This window comes from Natrinema sp. 1APR25-10V2 (assembly GCF_031626495.1).
Taxonomy (GTDB): Archaea; Halobacteriota; Halobacteria; order Halobacteriales; family Natrialbaceae; genus Natrinema.
This window is the reverse complement of record NZ_JAMQOJ010000001.1, coordinates 340964-356892: the sequence shown is the minus strand read 5'-3', so window position 1 is coordinate 356892 and position 15929 is coordinate 340964. Positions and strand designations below refer to the sequence as shown.

Here is a 15929-nt window from a genome sequence, read left to right as displayed (position 1 = left end):
CTTCCCACGAAATTCGTCTCGGTCCCACGTCGGTCACGAAGAAATCGATCGACCGCGATTCGTCCGCCGAACGCGCGCTTACTCGCGCAGCGCGTCTTCGCGCTCGGTCGCCTCGAGCGTCTCTGTCTCGAGGTCGGTCGCGACCACGGCGGGCTTGTACGCGCCGCCGTCGAAGAGGTCGTGGTCGCCGATCGAGGACTCGACGAAGCGGGTGAATGCGCGCCGGTTCGAGGGCAGTTCGCCGTAGAGCACTTCTTCCTCGACGAGGTCGTAGACCGGGATGCGCGGCGTCAGGAGGGTGTTCTCGCCGACGACGCTGTTCTCGCCGACGACGAAGCCGCTGGTGACCCGGCAGCCGGCACCGAGCGAAACGTTGTCCTCGACGATGACCGGCGCGTTCTCGACCGGCTCGAGCACGCCGCCGATGAGGAGGTTCGCGCCGAGTTTGACGTTGTCGCCGATCTGGGCGCAGGAGCCGACCGTGTCACAGGAGTCGACGAGCGTGCCGTCGCCGACGCGAGCGCCGATGTTGACGAACGCGGGGCTCATCATGATGCAGTCCGAGCCGATATTCGCACCGCGACGGACGACCGTCCCGTCGGGCGTGTTGCGGCTCCCGCGGTCGCCGTATTCGCTCGAGTCCGCCAGCGGGAGCACGTCGTTGTACGTGACGCCGCCGTGCTCGCGAGGCTCGATCGAGCGGAGGCCGAAGTTGAGCAGGATACCCTGCTTGACCCACTCGTTGGCTTCCCACTCACCGCCCGATTTCTCGGCGGCGCGGATCTCGCCGTCCTCGAGGGCGTCGAGGAAGGCCTCGAGCGTCGCGTACTCGTCCTCGCCGGCGGTCTCGGCGCTGAGTTCGCCGTTCTCTTTGCGGTCCCACAGCTCGTCGATTTCGTTTTCGAGTGCGCTCATTCTGCGATCACGTCCGCAAAGTCGTAGCTCCCCGCCTTCTGTCCAGCGATCCAGACCGCGGCGTCGACCGCGCCGGCGGCGAAGACACCGCGGTCTTCCGCGCGGTGAGTGAGCCGGACCTCCTCGTGGTTGCCCGCCAGCAAGATTTCGTGCTCACCGGTGATGTCGCCCGCCCGCAGCGCGTGAACGCCGATCTCGGCCTCCTCGCGCGGGGCCTCGCCCTCGCGGCCGTGCGTGCGCTCGCTGAATTCGCCGTTGGCCTCGATCTCCTCGAGCAGGCGATTCGCGGTCCCGCTCGGCGCGTCGCGCTTGGCGTTGTGGTGGGTCTCGACGAGTTCCACGTCGTACCCGGGCAGATTCTGGACCGCTTCGCCGACGACGTTGAGCAGCGCCTGCACCCCGCGGGCGAAGTTCGGCGCGTGGAGGACGGCTACGTCCTCCGCGGCGGTCTCGAGCGCCTCGCGGCCCGTGTCGTCGAAGCCAGTCGTTCCGGTGACGAAGGCGACGCCGGCGTCGGCGCAGGCCTCGACGTAGTCGACGGCGGACTCGGGGCCGGTAAAGTCGACGACGACCGTGGGCTCGCGGCCGGCGACCAGCGCGTCGAACTCGCTCGCTGGCTCGACGTCGATGCCGTCGACCGTCTCGTCGTCCGGGTCGCGGTTGACTGCGAAGACCACCTCGCAGTCCTCGCGGTCGGTCGCGGCGGCGATCACTTCTCGACCCATCCGGCCCGTCGCGCCGGTGACGCCGAGCCTGACCGTCATCGATCACCCTCCGTCGCGTCGGCGACCTCGGTCGTATCGCGCTCGAGGTCGTCGAGGACCGCCTCGAGCCCCTCGCGGTACTCGTCGGCGAGACGGCTCAGCGGCGGGCGCATGCGGGCGGGGCCGTAGCCGCGGATCTGCATGGCCTCCTTGACCGGGATCGGGTTGGTCTCGACGAACAGTTCGCGGAACAGTGGGCCGAGCTCGTGGTGCAGTTCGCGAGCGCGCTCGTAGTCGCCGTCGAGCGCCGCGCCGACCATCGCGCAGGTCCGCTCGGGTTCGATGTTCGCCGCGACGCTGATCGTCCCGGTCCCGCCGACCGAGATGGTCGGCAGGGTGAGCGCGTCGTCGCCCGAGAGGACCGCGAACTCCTCGTCGACGGTGCGCTCGGCGATCTCGCCGATCTGGCCCAGGTCGCCGCTGGCGGCCTTGAAGCCCGCGATGTTCTCGTGGCTCGCGAGTTCGACGGCGGTGTCGGGCTCGATGTTTCGGCCCGTCCGCGAGGGGACGTTGTAGACGATCTGCGGGAGGTCGACGGCGTCCGCGATCGTTCGATAATGTTCGATCAGGCCGCGCTGCTCGGGCTTGTTGTAGTACGGCGAAATCAGGAGGAGGCCATCGGCGCCGGCCTCGGCAGCACGCTCGGAGAGCTCGAGCGCCTCGCGGGTGTTGTTCGAGCCCGTGCCCGCGATGATGGGTACGTCGTCGACGGCCTCGATGACCGCCTCGACGACGCGGACGTGTTCGTCGTGGGTCAGGGTCGCGGACTCGCCGGTCGAGCCGACGGGAACGAGCCCGTCGACGCCCGCGGCCTCGAGGCGCTGGGCGTCGGTCTGGAGCGTTTCGAAGTCGATTCGTTCGTCCTCGTCGAAGGGCGTACACATCGCCGGGAAGACGCCCGAAAGGTCGATTGCTGTCATAGGTGTGTCGTTGGGTCGTGTGTCGGCCCCCAATCGGTAGGGTGTATCGGTTCCGATCGGTGGGCGGCTGCTAGTCGGTCGAACGCAACTGTGCGCGGTCGAACCGCGCCCGGGACGGGGGTGCCACGCCCGCCGCGAGCGCTCTCACGCGCGTTTACGTTTCGGAAAACGAGGGCGGGCGTCGCTCACGACGGGGCCAACGGTCGGGTGAGCGACGCGGCGCATAGACGACAGATACTGCTCGTCCGACTTATTGATTGTGACTTTGATCGAATCGGTTGCAGTGCCATTCGAGAGCTGAGATACAGTTCCGCGTAATTTATCCCCAGTCGTTACTTACAACCCGGTGTGACAGATTTCGGATTGAAACTGCGAATGGCGGTCGTCGGATCGATCCTGTTCGCGTTCTACATGCTCGTCGGAGCCTTCGGCCTGGCGATGTTCGGCTTCGGCGCGTGGCCTCTCGTTCTTCTGGGACTGCTCGTGTTACCGGTCATCCAGTACAAGATCGGAACGTGGTCGGCAACGAGACGGGCTGAAGAAATGCCCGAAGACGGCCAGTATCAGGAAATCCATCAGATGACGGACTCGCTCTGTCGGGATATGAAGATCGACAAACCGAAACTGATGGTCATGGACATGGGCGTTCCCAACGCCTTCGCGACCGGTCGGAAGGGCAAGGGCGTCGTCGTCGTCTCGACGGAACTCATCCGGCTCCTCCAGCGCGACGAACTCGAGGGCGTGATCGCCCACGAACTCGCCCACATCAAGAACCGCGACGTCCTCGCGATGGTCTTCGGGAGTTCCATCGCCATGATGGTCGGCTGGGTCGCCTACATGGTCTACATGTTCGGCGGCGAACGCAACATCGGTAGCATCATCGTCGGCATGGTCATCTCGAACATCGCACAGATGCTCGTGATGGTCTTCGTCCTCGCCATCTCGCGGTACCGCGAGTACGTCGCCGACGAGGACGCCCGGCAGTACATCGGCAGCGGCGACCCGCTCGCCCGCGCACTCGAGAAAATCTCGCAGGGCGCACAGGGCCGCGAGTCCGAACTCGACGATAGCATGAGTGCGTTATGTATCTTCAACTCTGAGAAGGGACTCCTGGCGACGCTGTTCGCGACGCACCCACCGACGGAGAAGCGCATTCAGAAGCTCCGGTCCTGAACACTGCCGGCAGCGGCACCACGACCGAACCGAACGCCGCGATTTTTTATAGCCGCCTACGACATGCTAGTATATGACGGAAATTCATCCCGGTCAGCGCGTCGCCGTCCTCGTCGACGCTCAGAACCTCTACCACACCGCACAGAGCATCCACAGCCGCAACATCGACTACTCCGCGCTGCTCGAGAAAGCCGTGCAGGACCGCCAACTCACGCGCGCCATCGCCTACGTCATCCGCGCGGACTCGCCCGAAGAGGAGAGCTTCTTCGAGGCACTGATCGATATCGGCTTCGAGCCCAAGATCAAGGACATCAAGACGTTCGCCGACGGCACCAAGAAGGCCGACTGGGACGTCGGGATGAGCCTGGACGCGGTGACGCTGGCGAACCACGTCGACACGATCGTCCTCTGTACGGGCGACGGTGACTTCTCGCGGCTCTGTTCGCACCTGCGCCACGAGGGAGTTCGCGTCGAAGTGATGGCCTTCGAATCCTCGACGGCCGAAGAACTGATCGCCGAAGCCGACTCCTTCCTCGATCTCGGCGATCGACACGAGACGTTCCTGCTCTGAGCGGGCCGCGCTCGCGGCTGTGCTCGAGCGAGCGCGGAACCGAATATTCCGGAGCGGGCCGCGCTCGTCGGGCTAATTCGGCTGTCTGTTCTGCCAGAGTCCGATCAACAGCGCGTAGCCCGTGATGAGCAGCGTCGCCCCAGTCAGGAGGTAGACGAACGGTCCCGTGACGATCGTGGCCGGGCCGGCGAGCGTCAGGGTGCCGAGCACGAGCAGGGCGACCCCGAGACCGATCTGTGTGACGTCCATCGCTGCCGGTAGTTCTAAATCAATTACCTTAATATTCACCATCTCGTTCTGATATCGATTCTGATAATCGCGCACATGTATCAAACCGAAACCTCCGCCGCCGTTCGCGTGAGCAACCCGTCGCAGCTACCACGCGAACAGGTCGAAGGGCTTTCGACCCACCGCACCGAACGCCGGCCAATGAGCGACTCGACGGACGGTAGCGCGGGACTGCCCGAACTTCGGACCATCGCGGACTACCAGTTCGGCGCGGGGGCTGGCGCGGCTCTGTTCCCGCCGGCGGAATCGCTGACGATCAAGCGCACTACTTCCGGCCGCCCCCAGCAGATCCACGCCGACGCGGGGCGGATCGTCTCGTTCGGCACCGACGGGCGATTCACCCTCGGCCTCGAGGGCGGTCGCCGGCTCGACGCCGCGCTCGAGTACCCCGCCTATCGCGTCGTCGTCGACGACGAGAGCGAGCCGTTCGTCCGCGACGAGAAGAACGTCTTCGCGAAGTTCGTCCTCGAAGCCGGCGACGAGATCCGGCCGGGCGACGAAGTGCTGGTGGTCCACGAGCGCGACGAGTTGCTCGCGGTCGGGACGGCGCAGTTAGCCGCCGACGCGATCCGGGACTTCGAGACGGGAATGGCGGTGAACGTGCGCGAAGGCGCACCCGCGGAGACGTGAGCCGGTCGACGGCGGGGAGACGCTACAGCTGACACTCCCGTCCGATTTCCTGCTCGTACCGCGTTCTGACCCCCTCGAACAGCGACTCTCCGATCGTCGTCCGGAGCCGCGGCGCGGCAGTCGCGAAGAACTCGTCGAGGTTCTCGTATCGCGAAAACGCCTCGTTCGGTGTCGTTTCGTCGTACCGCTCCTCGCGTTCGTACTTGAGCGCCTGCAGGCAGTTGTCGATCAGATCCATATCCTTGACGAACCGCGCGGTCGGCGTCTCCCGGGCCTCGTACTCCTCCCAGCGCGCGACGAGATCGAGATCACGGTCCTCGCCTTCGAACGGCCCGAGCAGGTCGGTAATCGCCGCTCGCTCGAGGGCCGCCTTCTCCTCGGCTGACGGACGATCGTCGCCGTCCTCAGTGCTCGTTTCGTCGGCTCGCGTCGGGATATCGCCGGTCCGCGCTTCGGCGAGGTCGTGGAGGAGCGCCATCGAAACCGCCCGGTCGCGGTCCACGTCGCCCCCCGCTCGGTCGGCGTACAGCAGACACAGCGTCGCCGTCCCCCAGGTATGTGCCGCCACCGACTCCGGCGCGTCGATCCCGCGGAGGACCCATCCCGTTCTGGACTCGTCTTTCAACTCGAACGCCTCGAGCAGCGCGGCGAACTCGTCGGTCATGGGTAATTCGACGCGTCGACACCGATTGAAAACGTCGGTCTCGGTCGCCTCGCCGCCGGCTTCGTTACCCTTCCCGCCCGCTCGGTTCGGGGTGCGTTGCGCTTCCGCCGAGTCGACGAACGACAAAGTAAAAGGTCGCCCACGGCGACGTGGCGAGTATGTTCGGAGGAGGCGGCGGCGGACTCAACCCGCGCAAGATGGAACAGATGATGGAGCAGATGGGCATCGACGTCGAGGACATCGACGCCGAGGAGGTCATCATCCGCACCGAGGAGTACGACCTCGTCTTCAACGACGCCGAGGTCACCAAGATGGACGCCCGTGGCCAGGAGACCTACCAGGTCATCGGCTCGCCCGAGGAAGTCGAGGCCGGGTCGGCCGGCGGCAGCGCCGGCAGCGACGACGCCGGCAGCGAGGCAGAGCCGTCGATCCCCGACGACGACGTCGAACTCGTCGCCATGCGCGCCGACGTCAGCGAGGACGAGGCCCGCGCAGCGCTCGAGGACAACGACGGCGATCTCGCCGCGGCGGTCGAATCCCTCGAGTGAACGACGCCGATAGCGCGGGCGACGGGAACGATTCGGACGGCGACCGCGTCCCGGTGCTGCTCGTCCGCGGCGACCGCGAGTACCTCGTCGAACCCGGCGGCGAACAGGGGACCGACCTCGGCGTGCTCGAGGTTCCCGAGGACGTCCAGTCGGGCGACACTATAGAGACGCATCTGGGCGACGAGTTTCAGGTGCGTCGACTCCGGGGCCCGGACCTCTTCCATCACTTCGAGCGGACGGGCGCGCCGATGGTCCCCCGCGACATCGGCCTCGTCATCGGCGAGACGGGGATCGCTCGCGGCGACCGCGTGCTCGACGCCGGCACCGGGACCGGGGTGCTCGCGGCGATGATGGCGCGTGCCGGCGCGACGGTCGTGACCTACGAGCAGGACGACGAGTTCGCCGACGTGGCACGCGGGAACATGGCGCTGGGCGGCGTGTCCGACGCCGTCGACGTTCGGACGGGCGACGTGACCGAGGCGGTCGACGACCTCGAGCCGTCGTCGTTCGACGTGCTGACCCTCGATACGGGCGACGCGCCCGCGATGGTCGAGCACGCGCCCGACCTGCTGGTCGACGGCGGCTTCGTCGCGGTCTACAGCCCGTTCGTCGAGTCGACCCGCGAGGTCGCACGGACGGCCCGCGAGGTCGGCCTGGCGAACGTCACCACGCGGGAGACGATTCAACGCGAGATGCAGTTCGACGAGCGGGGCTCGAGGCCCTCGACCGCACCCGTGGGTCACACGGGATATCTGACGATCGCGCGCAACGAGTAGGGCACTTCTCCTGTAGAGCGGCCGGCGAGCGTTTCTCGACTGGTGACCGAGACTCGGTTCGCGGCCCGAGACCGCACTATGACAGTGAATATTTATCACGGCCACCGGACACAGAAACGGTATGGCGAACGGGCAGAGCGAGGAGGCGTATCTCGAGCAACTCATCGACGAGGAGTCGCTGCGGGAGTATCTCGCGTCGGAACTCGGCGCTGTCGACGAGTTCGCGGTGACGTATCACCAGGCGGGACACTCGAACGAAACGCTGTTCGTCGATTGGGGGGAGCGAGAACTCGTCTGCCGGCGGCCGCCGGCGGGAGCGACCGCGGACTCCGCACACGACGTGCTCCGCGAGTACCGCGTGATGAACGCGCTCCAGGGGACCGACGTTCCGCTTCCGGAGACAGTACTCGAGTGCGACGATCACGACGTTATCGGATCCGACTTCTACGTGATGGAACGGCTCCGCGGCGACGTGATCCGCGAGGCGGAGCCGAAACGCTTCGGGAAGCCCGAGTTCCGCCGACGGATCGGAACCGAACTCGTAGACGTCGGCGCAGAGATACACGCGCTCGACCCCGAAGCGGTGGGGCTGGGATCCCTCGGGCATCCGGACGGATACACCGAGCGGCAAGTCGACCGGTGGACGGCGCAGATCGAGTGGGCGATGGAGGTGACGAGCGAACGACGGGAGGTACCGACGCTGTTCGAAGTGGCCGACTGGTTGGCCGACAACGTTCCCGAACCGCCCGCGAACACCCTCGTTCACGGTGATTTCAAGCTCGACAACGTGCTGTTCGAGCCCGGAACGCCGCCCGAGATCGGAGGCGTGTTCGATTGGGAGATGTGTACCCGGGGGAATCCCTTCGTGGACCTCGGGTGGATGCTGGCGTACTGGCCCGACGAGAAAGATCCCGAACGAACGAAGGCGCTCACGCCGTCGTTCCTCGCTCACGCCGACTATCCGACCCGCAGACAGTTGCTCGAGCGGTACGAGGATCGGACGGGATGGACGTTCGAGAACCAGCGGTTCTACCGGGCGTTCGGCGTATTCAAGATCGCCTCCGCCTCGGAGATGTTCTTCCGACGGTACCTGGAAGGCAACAGTAACGATCCGACCTACCCGAACATGGAGGAGCGCGTTCCCGAATACGCCGCCTGGGCCGAGCGGATCATAGACGGCGAAGAACCGCTCTGACGAGTGTCGACGAGCACCGTATCAGGGAGAGACAGAACTATACCCGTGGTTCCGGTGTGCACTGCTCGTCTTCACTCAATTATCGTCTTCACGCCACTTGTGCTCGCACTCGGTACAGATGAAGAAGCGCGTCTCGGACTCGTCGGCCGATCGGATCTGTTGCATGTACCAGTGGGCGCGGTCGTTGCCACACTCGGGACAGATCGCGTCGGTCTCGGGCAGCGAGGTCTCGCCGGAGGACTCGATTATCTCGCTGGCCTCCTGAGCGTCGGTGACGGTGTACTGGGACGCGTCACCTTTCGGTTTCGTGAACCCGCAGCTACCGCATTCCCACGTGCCATCGTCGGCTTTCATCATCGAACCGCATTCGTCGCAAAATTCCATCGTTGTCCGGGCTACGGAGGTCGAGCGACTTAAGGGACCCGTTTGGGTCCGTCGACCGTCTGCGGGACCGCCGGGGCTCTATCCTTCGCCCTCGGACTGGTAGGGCTCGCCGACGGCCTCGCGCGGGAGCACGTTGTGGAGTTCCGACTCGAGGTCCTCTCTCGACTCGAAACGGACGCTGTCGATCCGTTCGACGAGGTCGCCCAGATTTCGCTCGCCGTCCGCGAGCAGGAGGGTGACGTCCTCGAGTTCGGTCGCGGCCTGATCGGGGGCGATGGGGTAGTCGAGGTCCTCGAGAACTGCACTGACGCGGCTGAGTTTGACTTCCGACATAGATGAACGGACGCCGGCCGACGGCTTGTACCTCTCCCGCGCTGGCCGGGACTGTCATCGAATCCGATGTTTCGGTTCGAAACTATAATCGGACGCGGTCGCATACGGCAAAGGCGATGCGGGGCCTCCTCGACAGACTCGTCGCGCCGTTCGCCGTCGACCGGCGGGTGCTCGCGCTGGCGGGTGCCCGGATGGCCGACGGGATCGGCAACTCGTTTCTGATCATCGTCATCCCGCTGTACGTGACCAGCGGCGTGGTCGGCGGGACGGCGTTCGGGCTCGGCGAGTCGCTGATCATCGGGCTCATTCTCTCGCTCTTCGGCTTCCTCAACAGCAGCTTTCAGCCGCTGACCGGCCGGCTCTCGGATCGGATGGGGCGGCGCAAACCCTTCATTCTGGTCGGACTCGCTGGCCTCGCGCTAACCAACGCCGCCTACGTCGTCGCGGAGACGTACGTCTCGCTGCTCGTCATCCGCGGGCTGCAGGGAGTCAGCGTCGCCTTCATCATCCCGTCGTCGGTCGCGCTCGTCAACGAACTCGCCACGTCGGGGGACCGCGGCGGGAACATGGGCGTCTACAACACGTTCCGGCTGATCGGCTTCGGTGCCGGGCCGGCCGTCGCCGGCGCAGTCGTCAGCCGCGGCCCCTACGTGCTCCCCGGCGGAATGACAGTCGACGGCTTCGACGCCGCCTTCTACGTCGCCACGGTCGCGGCCACGACGAGCTACGTCATGGTGACGGTCCTCGTCTCCGACCCCGAATCGACGGTCGCCAACGCGGGCGCGGACCTCTCGATCCCGATCCTCGACCGGTCGGGCCCCAACCTGCTCGATCCGATCTTCACGCTCGGCCTCGCGTCGTTCTTCATGGCCACGGCTATCGCGCTGTTCGCGACCATCCAGCCCGAGGTCAACGCCCGCCTCGAGCAGGGCGCGACCTGGTTCGGCCTCCAGTTCGCCGGGTTCATCATCGCCCAGGTCGCCCTGCAGACGCCGATCGGGCGAGCCTGCGATCGGTACGGCCGGCGACCGTTCATCGTCACCGGCATGGTGTTTCTGATCCCGACGACGCTCGTACAGGGGTTCATCTTCTCGTCCCCGCTGATGTTTCTCGCCCGGCTGCTCCAGGGCGTCGCGGCCGCGATGGTGTTCGCCCCGTCGCTGGCGCTGGCGGGCGACCTCGCCGGCGAGGGGGAGTCCGGCTCGAAGCTGTCGGTGCTCACGATGGCCTTCGGCTACGGAATCGCTGCCGGCCCGCTCTCCTCGGGCCTGCTGGTCCGGTTCGGTTTCGAGGTCCCCTTCGTTTTCGGCAGCGCGCTCGCCGTCCTCGGGGCGATACTCGTGTACACCCAGGTCGAGGAAACGCTCGAGGCGACGGCTTCCGTACCGGTCGTCGGAAGCGACTGAGGCCGCGCGCCGCGACAGTATTTTGGGCCGCGACCGAATCGGGGACGGTATGCGAAACGTTTCCATAGCCGGTCGGAACGGCGGTACGGGGGTCGCGAGATCGTCATGACGACGGACGACGACGCGATTCGACCGTTCGAGGTGTCGGTCGATCGCGAAGAGATCGACGATCTCCAGACGCGCCTCGAGCGGACGCGCTGGCCGGATCAACTCCCCGATGCAGGGTGGGCGTACGGGACCGAACGAGAGTATCTCCGAGAGCTCTGTGCGTACTGGCGCGAGGAGTTCGACTGGGCGGCGTTCGAGGAGCGACTCAACGAGTTCGACCAGTACGTTACGACTATCGACGGCCAGCGGGTCCACTGCTATCACGTCCGCTCGCCGGAGCCGGACGCGACGCCGCTGGTACTGAGTCACGGCTGGCCGGGCTCGGTCGCGGAGTTCCTCGACGTGCTCGGTCCGCTCTCGGATCCGGCGGCCCACGGCGGCGATCCGGCGGACGCGTTTCACGTCGTCGCCCCGTCGCTTCCGGGGTTCGGCTTTTCGGGGCCCACGGACGAGCAGGGGTACGACGTGCCGCGGATCGCGGAGACCGTCGCCGAACTGATGGATCGGCTCGGCTACGACCGGTACGTCGCACAGGGCGGCGACTGGGGCGCGCTCGTCACCGCGTTACTGGGCGCGAACTATCCCGATCGGGTGGAGGCGATCCACACGAACATGCTGTTTCTGCACCCGTCGTCGCTCGAGACCGACGATCCGACCGACCTGCTCGACGAGCAGGGGATGGCAGACTACCGGGAGACCGCCGAGTTCCGCGACGGGGAGACCGCGTACCACGAGATTCAGGCGACCAAACCCCAGAGCCTGGCCTACGGGCTCACCGACTCGCCGGCCGGGCTCGCGGCCTGGATCGTCGAGAAGTTCCGGACCTGGAGCGACTGCAACGGCGATCTCGAGTCGCAGTTCGACCGGGATCGGCTGCTGGACAACGTAAGCGTCTACTGGCTCACCGAGACGATCAACTCCTCGATGCGGGTCTACTACGAGACCGACGTGGGAGCGGCGACGCCGGACGCAGTCGACGTTCCCACGGGACACGCTCGCTATCCGGCCGAGGTGTACAAGACGCCCCGCGCGTGGGCCGAGGAGGTCTACGACGTCGTCCACTGGGCCGACATGCCGGACGGCGGCCACTTCGCGGCGATGGAAGTCCCCGACCTGTTCGTCGACGATCTGCGGTCCTTCGTCGGCGATCTCGGTTAACGTCGGCTCGCGAGGAAAAACGCGCGACCGAACGGCGGGACGCAACGCAAAAGTACCGGATCCGCTTACGGTTCGACGATGACGCTCTCGGAGGAGGCCCAGGACCGGTTGGCGGACGTAGTGGAGCTACAGCCGACGAAGAATTCCGAGCTACAGGACCGCTGGGAGATGGAAAGCGGCAGCGAGGTCCACCAGTACCTCGAGAACGAACTCGGCGACTACTACTTCCGCGACGACAACAGCCTGATCCGGGCGACCGCCGAGGCGGCCGATCTGGTCGACGTCGAACCGGGCATCGAGAGCGACCCCGACGACGGCGTGCCCTCGAAGATCCGCGTCCCCGAACTGCAGACACAGATCGTCGCGGTGCTGGCCGGGCCCGACGAGGAGTCCGAGAGCGTCGTCTCGGTGCTCCACAAGCTCCGAGACGAGTACGACGTCGATCCCGAAGCCGAGGACGTCCGCTCGGGGCTCCAGAGCCTGCGCCGAAAGGGCGTGGTCGAGGTCGAGTACCGCACCGTTCCGACGTTCCGGCTAGCCGTCGAGCGCGACGAGCTCGAGGTCGGCGTCGCCGACTGATCCGTTCGCGCTCGAGTCCGACTACAGCCCCGGCCGCCGTCGCCGCCGGCGTTCCTCGAGAACCCGCTGGAGCCGTTTTCCCGGCCCGCCCTCGATCGGCCAGCCACGGGTGCGCCAGGTCGGCGGCTCGGGTTCGAAGTCGGCACAGGAGCCGGCACACTCGGCCGTGGTCTGACACCGACCCTTGGCGGCGCAGTGGGGCAGCGCCTGGGACGCGTCTCGAGCGCGCAACTCGAAGTGTCGGCAATCGGGGCGCATCGTGTCGACGAACGAGCGCCAGCCGCGTTCGTAGGCGCGTTCGGCGATCGCGAGCCGCTTCTCGGCCTTCGTCTCGGGGTCGACGTACTCGAACCGGGCTGCAGAGCCGTCGCGCTCGCCACCGTCCGGTCGCTCGAGGATTCTCGTCCCCGGATCGTCGACCGGGAGCGTCCGGGGGTGCCAGGCAACGTCGGCCGTCAGCGACTCGGGTTCGAGCGCGAGGATTCCGACCTCGACGGGCAGGTCCTCGAAGAGCACCGGCTCGACGCGCTCGTCCGTGGTCTCGGTGGCGACCCAGACCTCGTCGGCCAGCCCCATCGCGACGTCGTACTCGAGTTGCGACGAGAGCGCGCGGGCGGCGCTCGCGTCGAGGTCCGGTTTGTTCTCGATCGCCACGATCCGCTCGAGCCAGTCGGGATAGGGCCACTTCCGCCGGATCTCGATACGATTGCCCGACTTGCGGGTCTCGAGGATTCCGCGGTCGGCGGCTCGATGGATCGACTCGCGGACGTACCGCCAGGGGTAGCCGGGGTTGGGAAGCGCATCGCGGTAGTAGGCCCACTCGGCGGGGGCGTTGCGGACGACGTGCAGCAGGTCACTGTCGAGCCTGTCGAGGCCGAAGTTCGCCCGCCGGCGGAGGGCCTCGCGGTCGCACTCGAGGACGATGGTGTCCCAGCGGCGGCGCTTCGTCCCGAGTTGGCGGGCGACGACGAACGCGCGGCCGTCGCTGGCAGCGCCGTCGACCGGCCACTCGCGTTCGGCCCACCGACAGGTCCGCAGTTCGAACCCGAACTCCGCGGCGTATGGGTTCACAGCGGCCGTTGGGCCCGGGTGCGCAAAAGCACTTCTCGATCCGGTCGTCGGGCGACGTTGGAACCGTCGCCGAGCGAGCCTTCGGCTCACACCGCCGCTCGCATCGGATTCTCGAGGGGTGCCTACTCTTCGTCCTCCTCCTCGCGCTCGTCGAGGAACTCGTGGGCTTCCTCCAGAATCTCGCGTGGGCCGTCCTGCGTGACGGTGTTGACCGCCTGATCGTAGTCGCGCCACTGGAGGTCGCGGTGTTCGTTCGAGAGTTCAGCGCTGGCCTCGAACGACTTCGCGATGAAGAGGTGAACGGTCTTGTGGATCGTCTTGCCGTTCGCCTCGAAGACGTAGTCGTAATCCTCGCGGAACCCGTCGAGTAGTCTGAACTGTTCGATACCTGCCTCTTCCGTTACTTCGCGGATCGCCGTCTGCTGTAGCTCTTCATCTCCTTCGACACCGCCCTTGGGAAACTCCCAGTCGCCTGGGCGGCTCTTGAGTAGAAGATACTCGCGCCGGCCCCGCGTATCGCGGAAGAGGATCGCGCCTGCGCTCGTAGCTTCGACTGCCATTAAGTGGGATAACAGATGCGACGTTAAGAGAATATCGGACTGTTCGTCCAACGGACACTGCTTCCGAATCCGATTGCCACGCACTCGAGTGGCGACCGACTGCAGTCGCGTCCCGCCAGTGCGGGGCGTCGGCGCGTCTCAGCAGGTTTTTACGCACCCACCGTAGACGTATTCGACAGCAACAGCCATGACCTTCGTCACCCGTCTCACCCTCCAGAGCGGCGATCGCGCCGCGCTCGATGGCATCGTCGAGGACATCAAAGCAACCGCCGAACGAAAGGGGGCCGCACTGAAGGGACCGCACTCACATCCGCCGGAAACGCTCTCCGTCCCCCAGCGCTGTCGGCTCCACGCCGACGACGAGCGACACTTCTCCTCGTGGGAGTACACCGTCTTCACGCGCGAACTCGAGATTCACGGCCACGACAATCTGGCGCGCAACATCGCCTCGCAGAACTTCCCCGACTCGGTCCACATCGAGGCCGAAGTCGAACAGATCCACGGCGCGGGTCGCGGGAACTGACGCCGTTGCCCCCTCACGGCGCGCGAGCGCCAGTAGAGCTTTTTGCCGTTCGCGACTACGTCGGAGGTATGACCGCTGACGACCTCGTTTCGCTACGTCGTGACCTGCACCGGAAACCCGAGCCAGCATGGCGCGAGTTCTACACTACCGCCCGAATCGTCGACGAACTCGAGTCCCGACTCGGCGACGGCCTCGCCGCTCTCCACGTCGGCCCCGACGCCATCGCGGGCGACCATCGGATGGCGGTCCCCGACGACAGCGACCTCACCCACTGGTACGAGCAGGCGCGAGCTGCGGGCGTCGACGAAGGGATTCTCGAGCGCCTCGAGGGGGGCTACACCGGGGCGGTCGCGGTGCTCGAGCGCGGCGACGGACCGACGGTCGGCCTTCGGGTCGACATCGACGGGCTCCCCCGAAACGAGTCGGACGATCCGGGCCACGTTCCCGCGGCCGAAAGCTTCCGCTCGGAACACGAGGGCGCGATGCACGCCTGCGGCCACGACGCCCACGCGACGATCGGGATCGGCGTGCTCGAGCGGATCGCGGAGAGCGACTTTTCTGGGACGCTGAAGCTGTTCTTCCAGCCCGCCGAGGAAGTCGTCGGCGGCGGGAAGTCGATGGCCGAAAGCGAGCACCTCCAGGACATCGACGCGCTGCTCGCGGTCCACATCGGACTCGATCACCCGACTGGCGAGATCGTGGCGGGGATCGACGGCTTCCTCGCGGTGTCACACCTCGAGGCCGAGTTCACGGGCGAGTCGGCCCACGCGGGCGGCCACCCCGAGCAGGGGCGCAACGCCGTGCAGGCGATGGCGACGGCGGTACAGAACCTCTACGGGATCCCCCGGCACAACGACGGGAAGACGCGGGTCAACGCGGGCGTCGTCGAAGGCGGGAGCGCCGCCAACGTCATCCCCGACGAGGCGCGGATCGTCGCCGAGGTCCGCGGCGAGACGACCGCCCTGATGGATTCGATGAAGATGCGGGCGCGCCGGATCATCCGGAGCGCCGCCGAGATGCACGACTGCGAGGTCTCGATCGAGACCGGCGCTGAGGCCCCGAGCGCGACCAGCGACGAGGAACTCGTCTCGATCGTCGTCGACGTCGCGGGGGCGACCCCGGGCGTCGAGCGCGTCCTCGAGCGGGACGAACTCGGCGGGAGCGAGGACGCGACGTTCCTCATGCGAAAGGTGCAGGAAAACGGCGGGACCGCCTGCTACGTCGGCGTCGGCACCGACCACCCCGGCGGCCACCACACCGCGACGTTCGACGTCGACGAAGCGAGCATCGGTCACGGGATCGACGTGCTGGCGGGGGCGATCGAGCGGATCGGTCGCGACGGGGTCTGAGTCGGGGAGGGAGT

Annotated in this window: 20 protein-coding genes; 11 read left to right on the top strand and 9 right to left on the bottom strand. The window is 66.6% G+C overall.

What is annotated here, in order from left to right:
* Positions 1-78 precede the first annotated feature (78 nt).
* The 3 genes from NDO75_RS01900 to dapA are packed head-to-tail and all read right to left on the bottom strand — an operon-like array spanning position 79 to position 2599.
* Positions 79-915: a 2,3,4,5-tetrahydropyridine-2,6-dicarboxylate N-succinyltransferase gene (locus NDO75_RS01900; protein ID WP_310904412.1), complete on the bottom strand. Its 837-nt coding sequence runs from the start codon at positions 913-915 to the stop codon at positions 79-81.
* Positions 912-1679 (bottom strand): 4-hydroxy-tetrahydrodipicolinate reductase, encoded by a 768-nt coding sequence (gene dapB, locus NDO75_RS01895; protein ID WP_310904411.1) that lies wholly within the window; start codon positions 1677-1679, stop codon positions 912-914. The genes NDO75_RS01900 and dapB overlap by 4 nt, the downstream gene beginning before the upstream one ends.
* Positions 1676-2599: a 4-hydroxy-tetrahydrodipicolinate synthase gene (gene dapA, locus NDO75_RS01890; RefSeq protein ID WP_310904410.1), complete on the bottom strand. Its 924-nt coding sequence runs from the start codon at positions 2597-2599 to the stop codon at positions 1676-1678. The genes dapB and dapA overlap by 4 nt, the downstream gene beginning before the upstream one ends.
* Positions 2600-2947: 348 nt before the next feature.
* Between dapA and NDO75_RS01885 the strand changes: the two genes are divergently transcribed.
* Positions 2948-3772 carry a M48 family metalloprotease gene (locus tag NDO75_RS01885; RefSeq protein ID WP_310904409.1) on the top strand — a complete coding sequence of 275 codons (825 nt, stop codon included), beginning with the start codon at positions 2948-2950 and terminating at the stop codon, positions 3770-3772.
* Between the two features lie 73 nt (positions 3773-3845).
* Entirely contained in the window at positions 3846-4343 is a 498-nt protein-coding gene (locus tag NDO75_RS01880) for an NYN domain-containing protein (RefSeq protein ID WP_310904408.1), read from the top strand.
* A 72-nt stretch (positions 4344-4415) separates the two neighbouring features.
* On the opposite strand, the gene NDO75_RS01875 is transcribed toward NDO75_RS01880, so the two are convergent.
* Complete coding sequence (locus NDO75_RS01875) at positions 4416-4592, bottom strand: hypothetical protein (protein ID WP_310904407.1); 177 nt, start codon at positions 4590-4592, stop codon at positions 4416-4418.
* Positions 4593-4772: 180 nt separating this feature from the next.
* Here NDO75_RS01875 and NDO75_RS01870 point away from each other — a divergent pair, with 180 nt between their 5' ends.
* Entirely contained in the window at positions 4773-5261 is a 489-nt protein-coding gene (locus tag NDO75_RS01870) for a PUA domain-containing protein (protein WP_310904406.1), read from the top strand.
* 22 nt (positions 5262-5283) lie between these two features.
* Here NDO75_RS01870 and NDO75_RS01865 read toward each other — a convergent pair whose 3' ends face one another.
* Positions 5284-5925, bottom strand: a complete 642-nt coding sequence (locus NDO75_RS01865) for an HD family hydrolase (RefSeq protein WP_310904405.1) — start codon at positions 5923-5925, stop codon at positions 5284-5286.
* A gap of 158 nt (positions 5926-6083) precedes the next feature.
* Between NDO75_RS01865 and NDO75_RS01860 the strand changes: the two genes are divergently transcribed.
* The 3 genes from NDO75_RS01860 to NDO75_RS01850 all read left to right on the top strand — a co-directional run bounded on the left by NDO75_RS01860 (position 6084) and on the right by NDO75_RS01850 (position 8444).
* Positions 6084-6473, top strand: coding sequence for a nascent polypeptide-associated complex protein (locus NDO75_RS01860; protein ID WP_310904404.1), 390 nt, complete (start codon positions 6084-6086; stop codon positions 6471-6473).
* A complete protein-coding gene (locus NDO75_RS01855) occupies positions 6461-7249 on the top strand; it encodes a methyltransferase domain-containing protein (RefSeq protein ID WP_310905157.1) in 789 nt (262 codons plus the stop codon). The genes NDO75_RS01860 and NDO75_RS01855 overlap by 13 nt, the downstream gene beginning before the upstream one ends.
* Before the next feature lie 121 nt (positions 7250-7370).
* A complete protein-coding gene (locus NDO75_RS01850) occupies positions 7371-8444 on the top strand; it encodes a phosphotransferase family protein (RefSeq protein WP_310904403.1) in 1074 nt (357 codons plus the stop codon).
* A gap of 75 nt (positions 8445-8519) precedes the next feature.
* Here NDO75_RS01850 and NDO75_RS01845 read toward each other — a convergent pair whose 3' ends face one another.
* Both NDO75_RS01845 and NDO75_RS01840 read right to left on the bottom strand, forming a co-directional pair.
* Positions 8520-8828, bottom strand: coding sequence for a transcription factor S (locus tag NDO75_RS01845; RefSeq protein WP_310904402.1), 309 nt, complete (start codon positions 8826-8828; stop codon positions 8520-8522).
* Between the two features lie 78 nt (positions 8829-8906).
* Positions 8907-9161: a hypothetical protein gene (locus NDO75_RS01840; protein ID WP_310904401.1), complete on the bottom strand. Its 255-nt coding sequence runs from the start codon at positions 9159-9161 to the stop codon at positions 8907-8909.
* A gap of 116 nt (positions 9162-9277) precedes the next feature.
* Here NDO75_RS01840 and NDO75_RS01835 point away from each other — a divergent pair, with 116 nt between their 5' ends.
* From NDO75_RS01835 to NDO75_RS01825, 3 genes are all read left to right on the top strand, one after another.
* Complete coding sequence (locus tag NDO75_RS01835; protein ID WP_310904400.1) at positions 9278-10567, top strand: MFS transporter; 1290 nt, start codon at positions 9278-9280, stop codon at positions 10565-10567.
* 105 nt (positions 10568-10672) lie between these two features.
* The gene (locus NDO75_RS01830; RefSeq protein WP_310904399.1) at positions 10673-11833 is read left to right on the top strand and encodes an epoxide hydrolase; all 1161 of its coding nucleotides are present in this window, start codon (positions 10673-10675) and stop codon (positions 11831-11833) included.
* Between the two features lie 78 nt (positions 11834-11911).
* The gene (locus NDO75_RS01825) at positions 11912-12412 is read left to right on the top strand and encodes a DUF5797 family protein (protein ID WP_310904398.1); all 501 of its coding nucleotides are present in this window, start codon (positions 11912-11914) and stop codon (positions 12410-12412) included.
* 21 nt (positions 12413-12433) lie between these two features.
* On the opposite strand, the gene NDO75_RS01820 is transcribed toward NDO75_RS01825, so the two are convergent.
* Both NDO75_RS01820 and NDO75_RS01815 read right to left on the bottom strand, forming a co-directional pair.
* Positions 12434-13483 carry a DUF5787 family protein gene (locus NDO75_RS01820; protein ID WP_310904397.1) on the bottom strand — a complete coding sequence of 350 codons (1050 nt, stop codon included), beginning with the start codon at positions 13481-13483 and terminating at the stop codon, positions 12434-12436.
* Between the two features lie 122 nt (positions 13484-13605).
* The gene (locus NDO75_RS01815; protein ID WP_310904396.1) at positions 13606-14043 is read right to left on the bottom strand and encodes a bis(5'-nucleosyl)-tetraphosphatase; all 438 of its coding nucleotides are present in this window, start codon (positions 14041-14043) and stop codon (positions 13606-13608) included.
* Positions 14044-14230: 187 nt separating this feature from the next.
* Here NDO75_RS01815 and NDO75_RS01810 point away from each other — a divergent pair, with 187 nt between their 5' ends.
* Positions 14231-14566: an uS10/mL48 family ribosomal protein gene (locus tag NDO75_RS01810; RefSeq protein WP_310904395.1), complete on the top strand. Its 336-nt coding sequence runs from the start codon at positions 14231-14233 to the stop codon at positions 14564-14566.
* Positions 14567-14634: 68 nt separating this feature from the next.
* Positions 14635-15915 (top strand): amidohydrolase, encoded by a 1281-nt coding sequence (locus NDO75_RS01805; protein WP_310904394.1) that lies wholly within the window; start codon positions 14635-14637, stop codon positions 15913-15915.
* Positions 15916-15929: the final 14 nt, after the last annotated feature.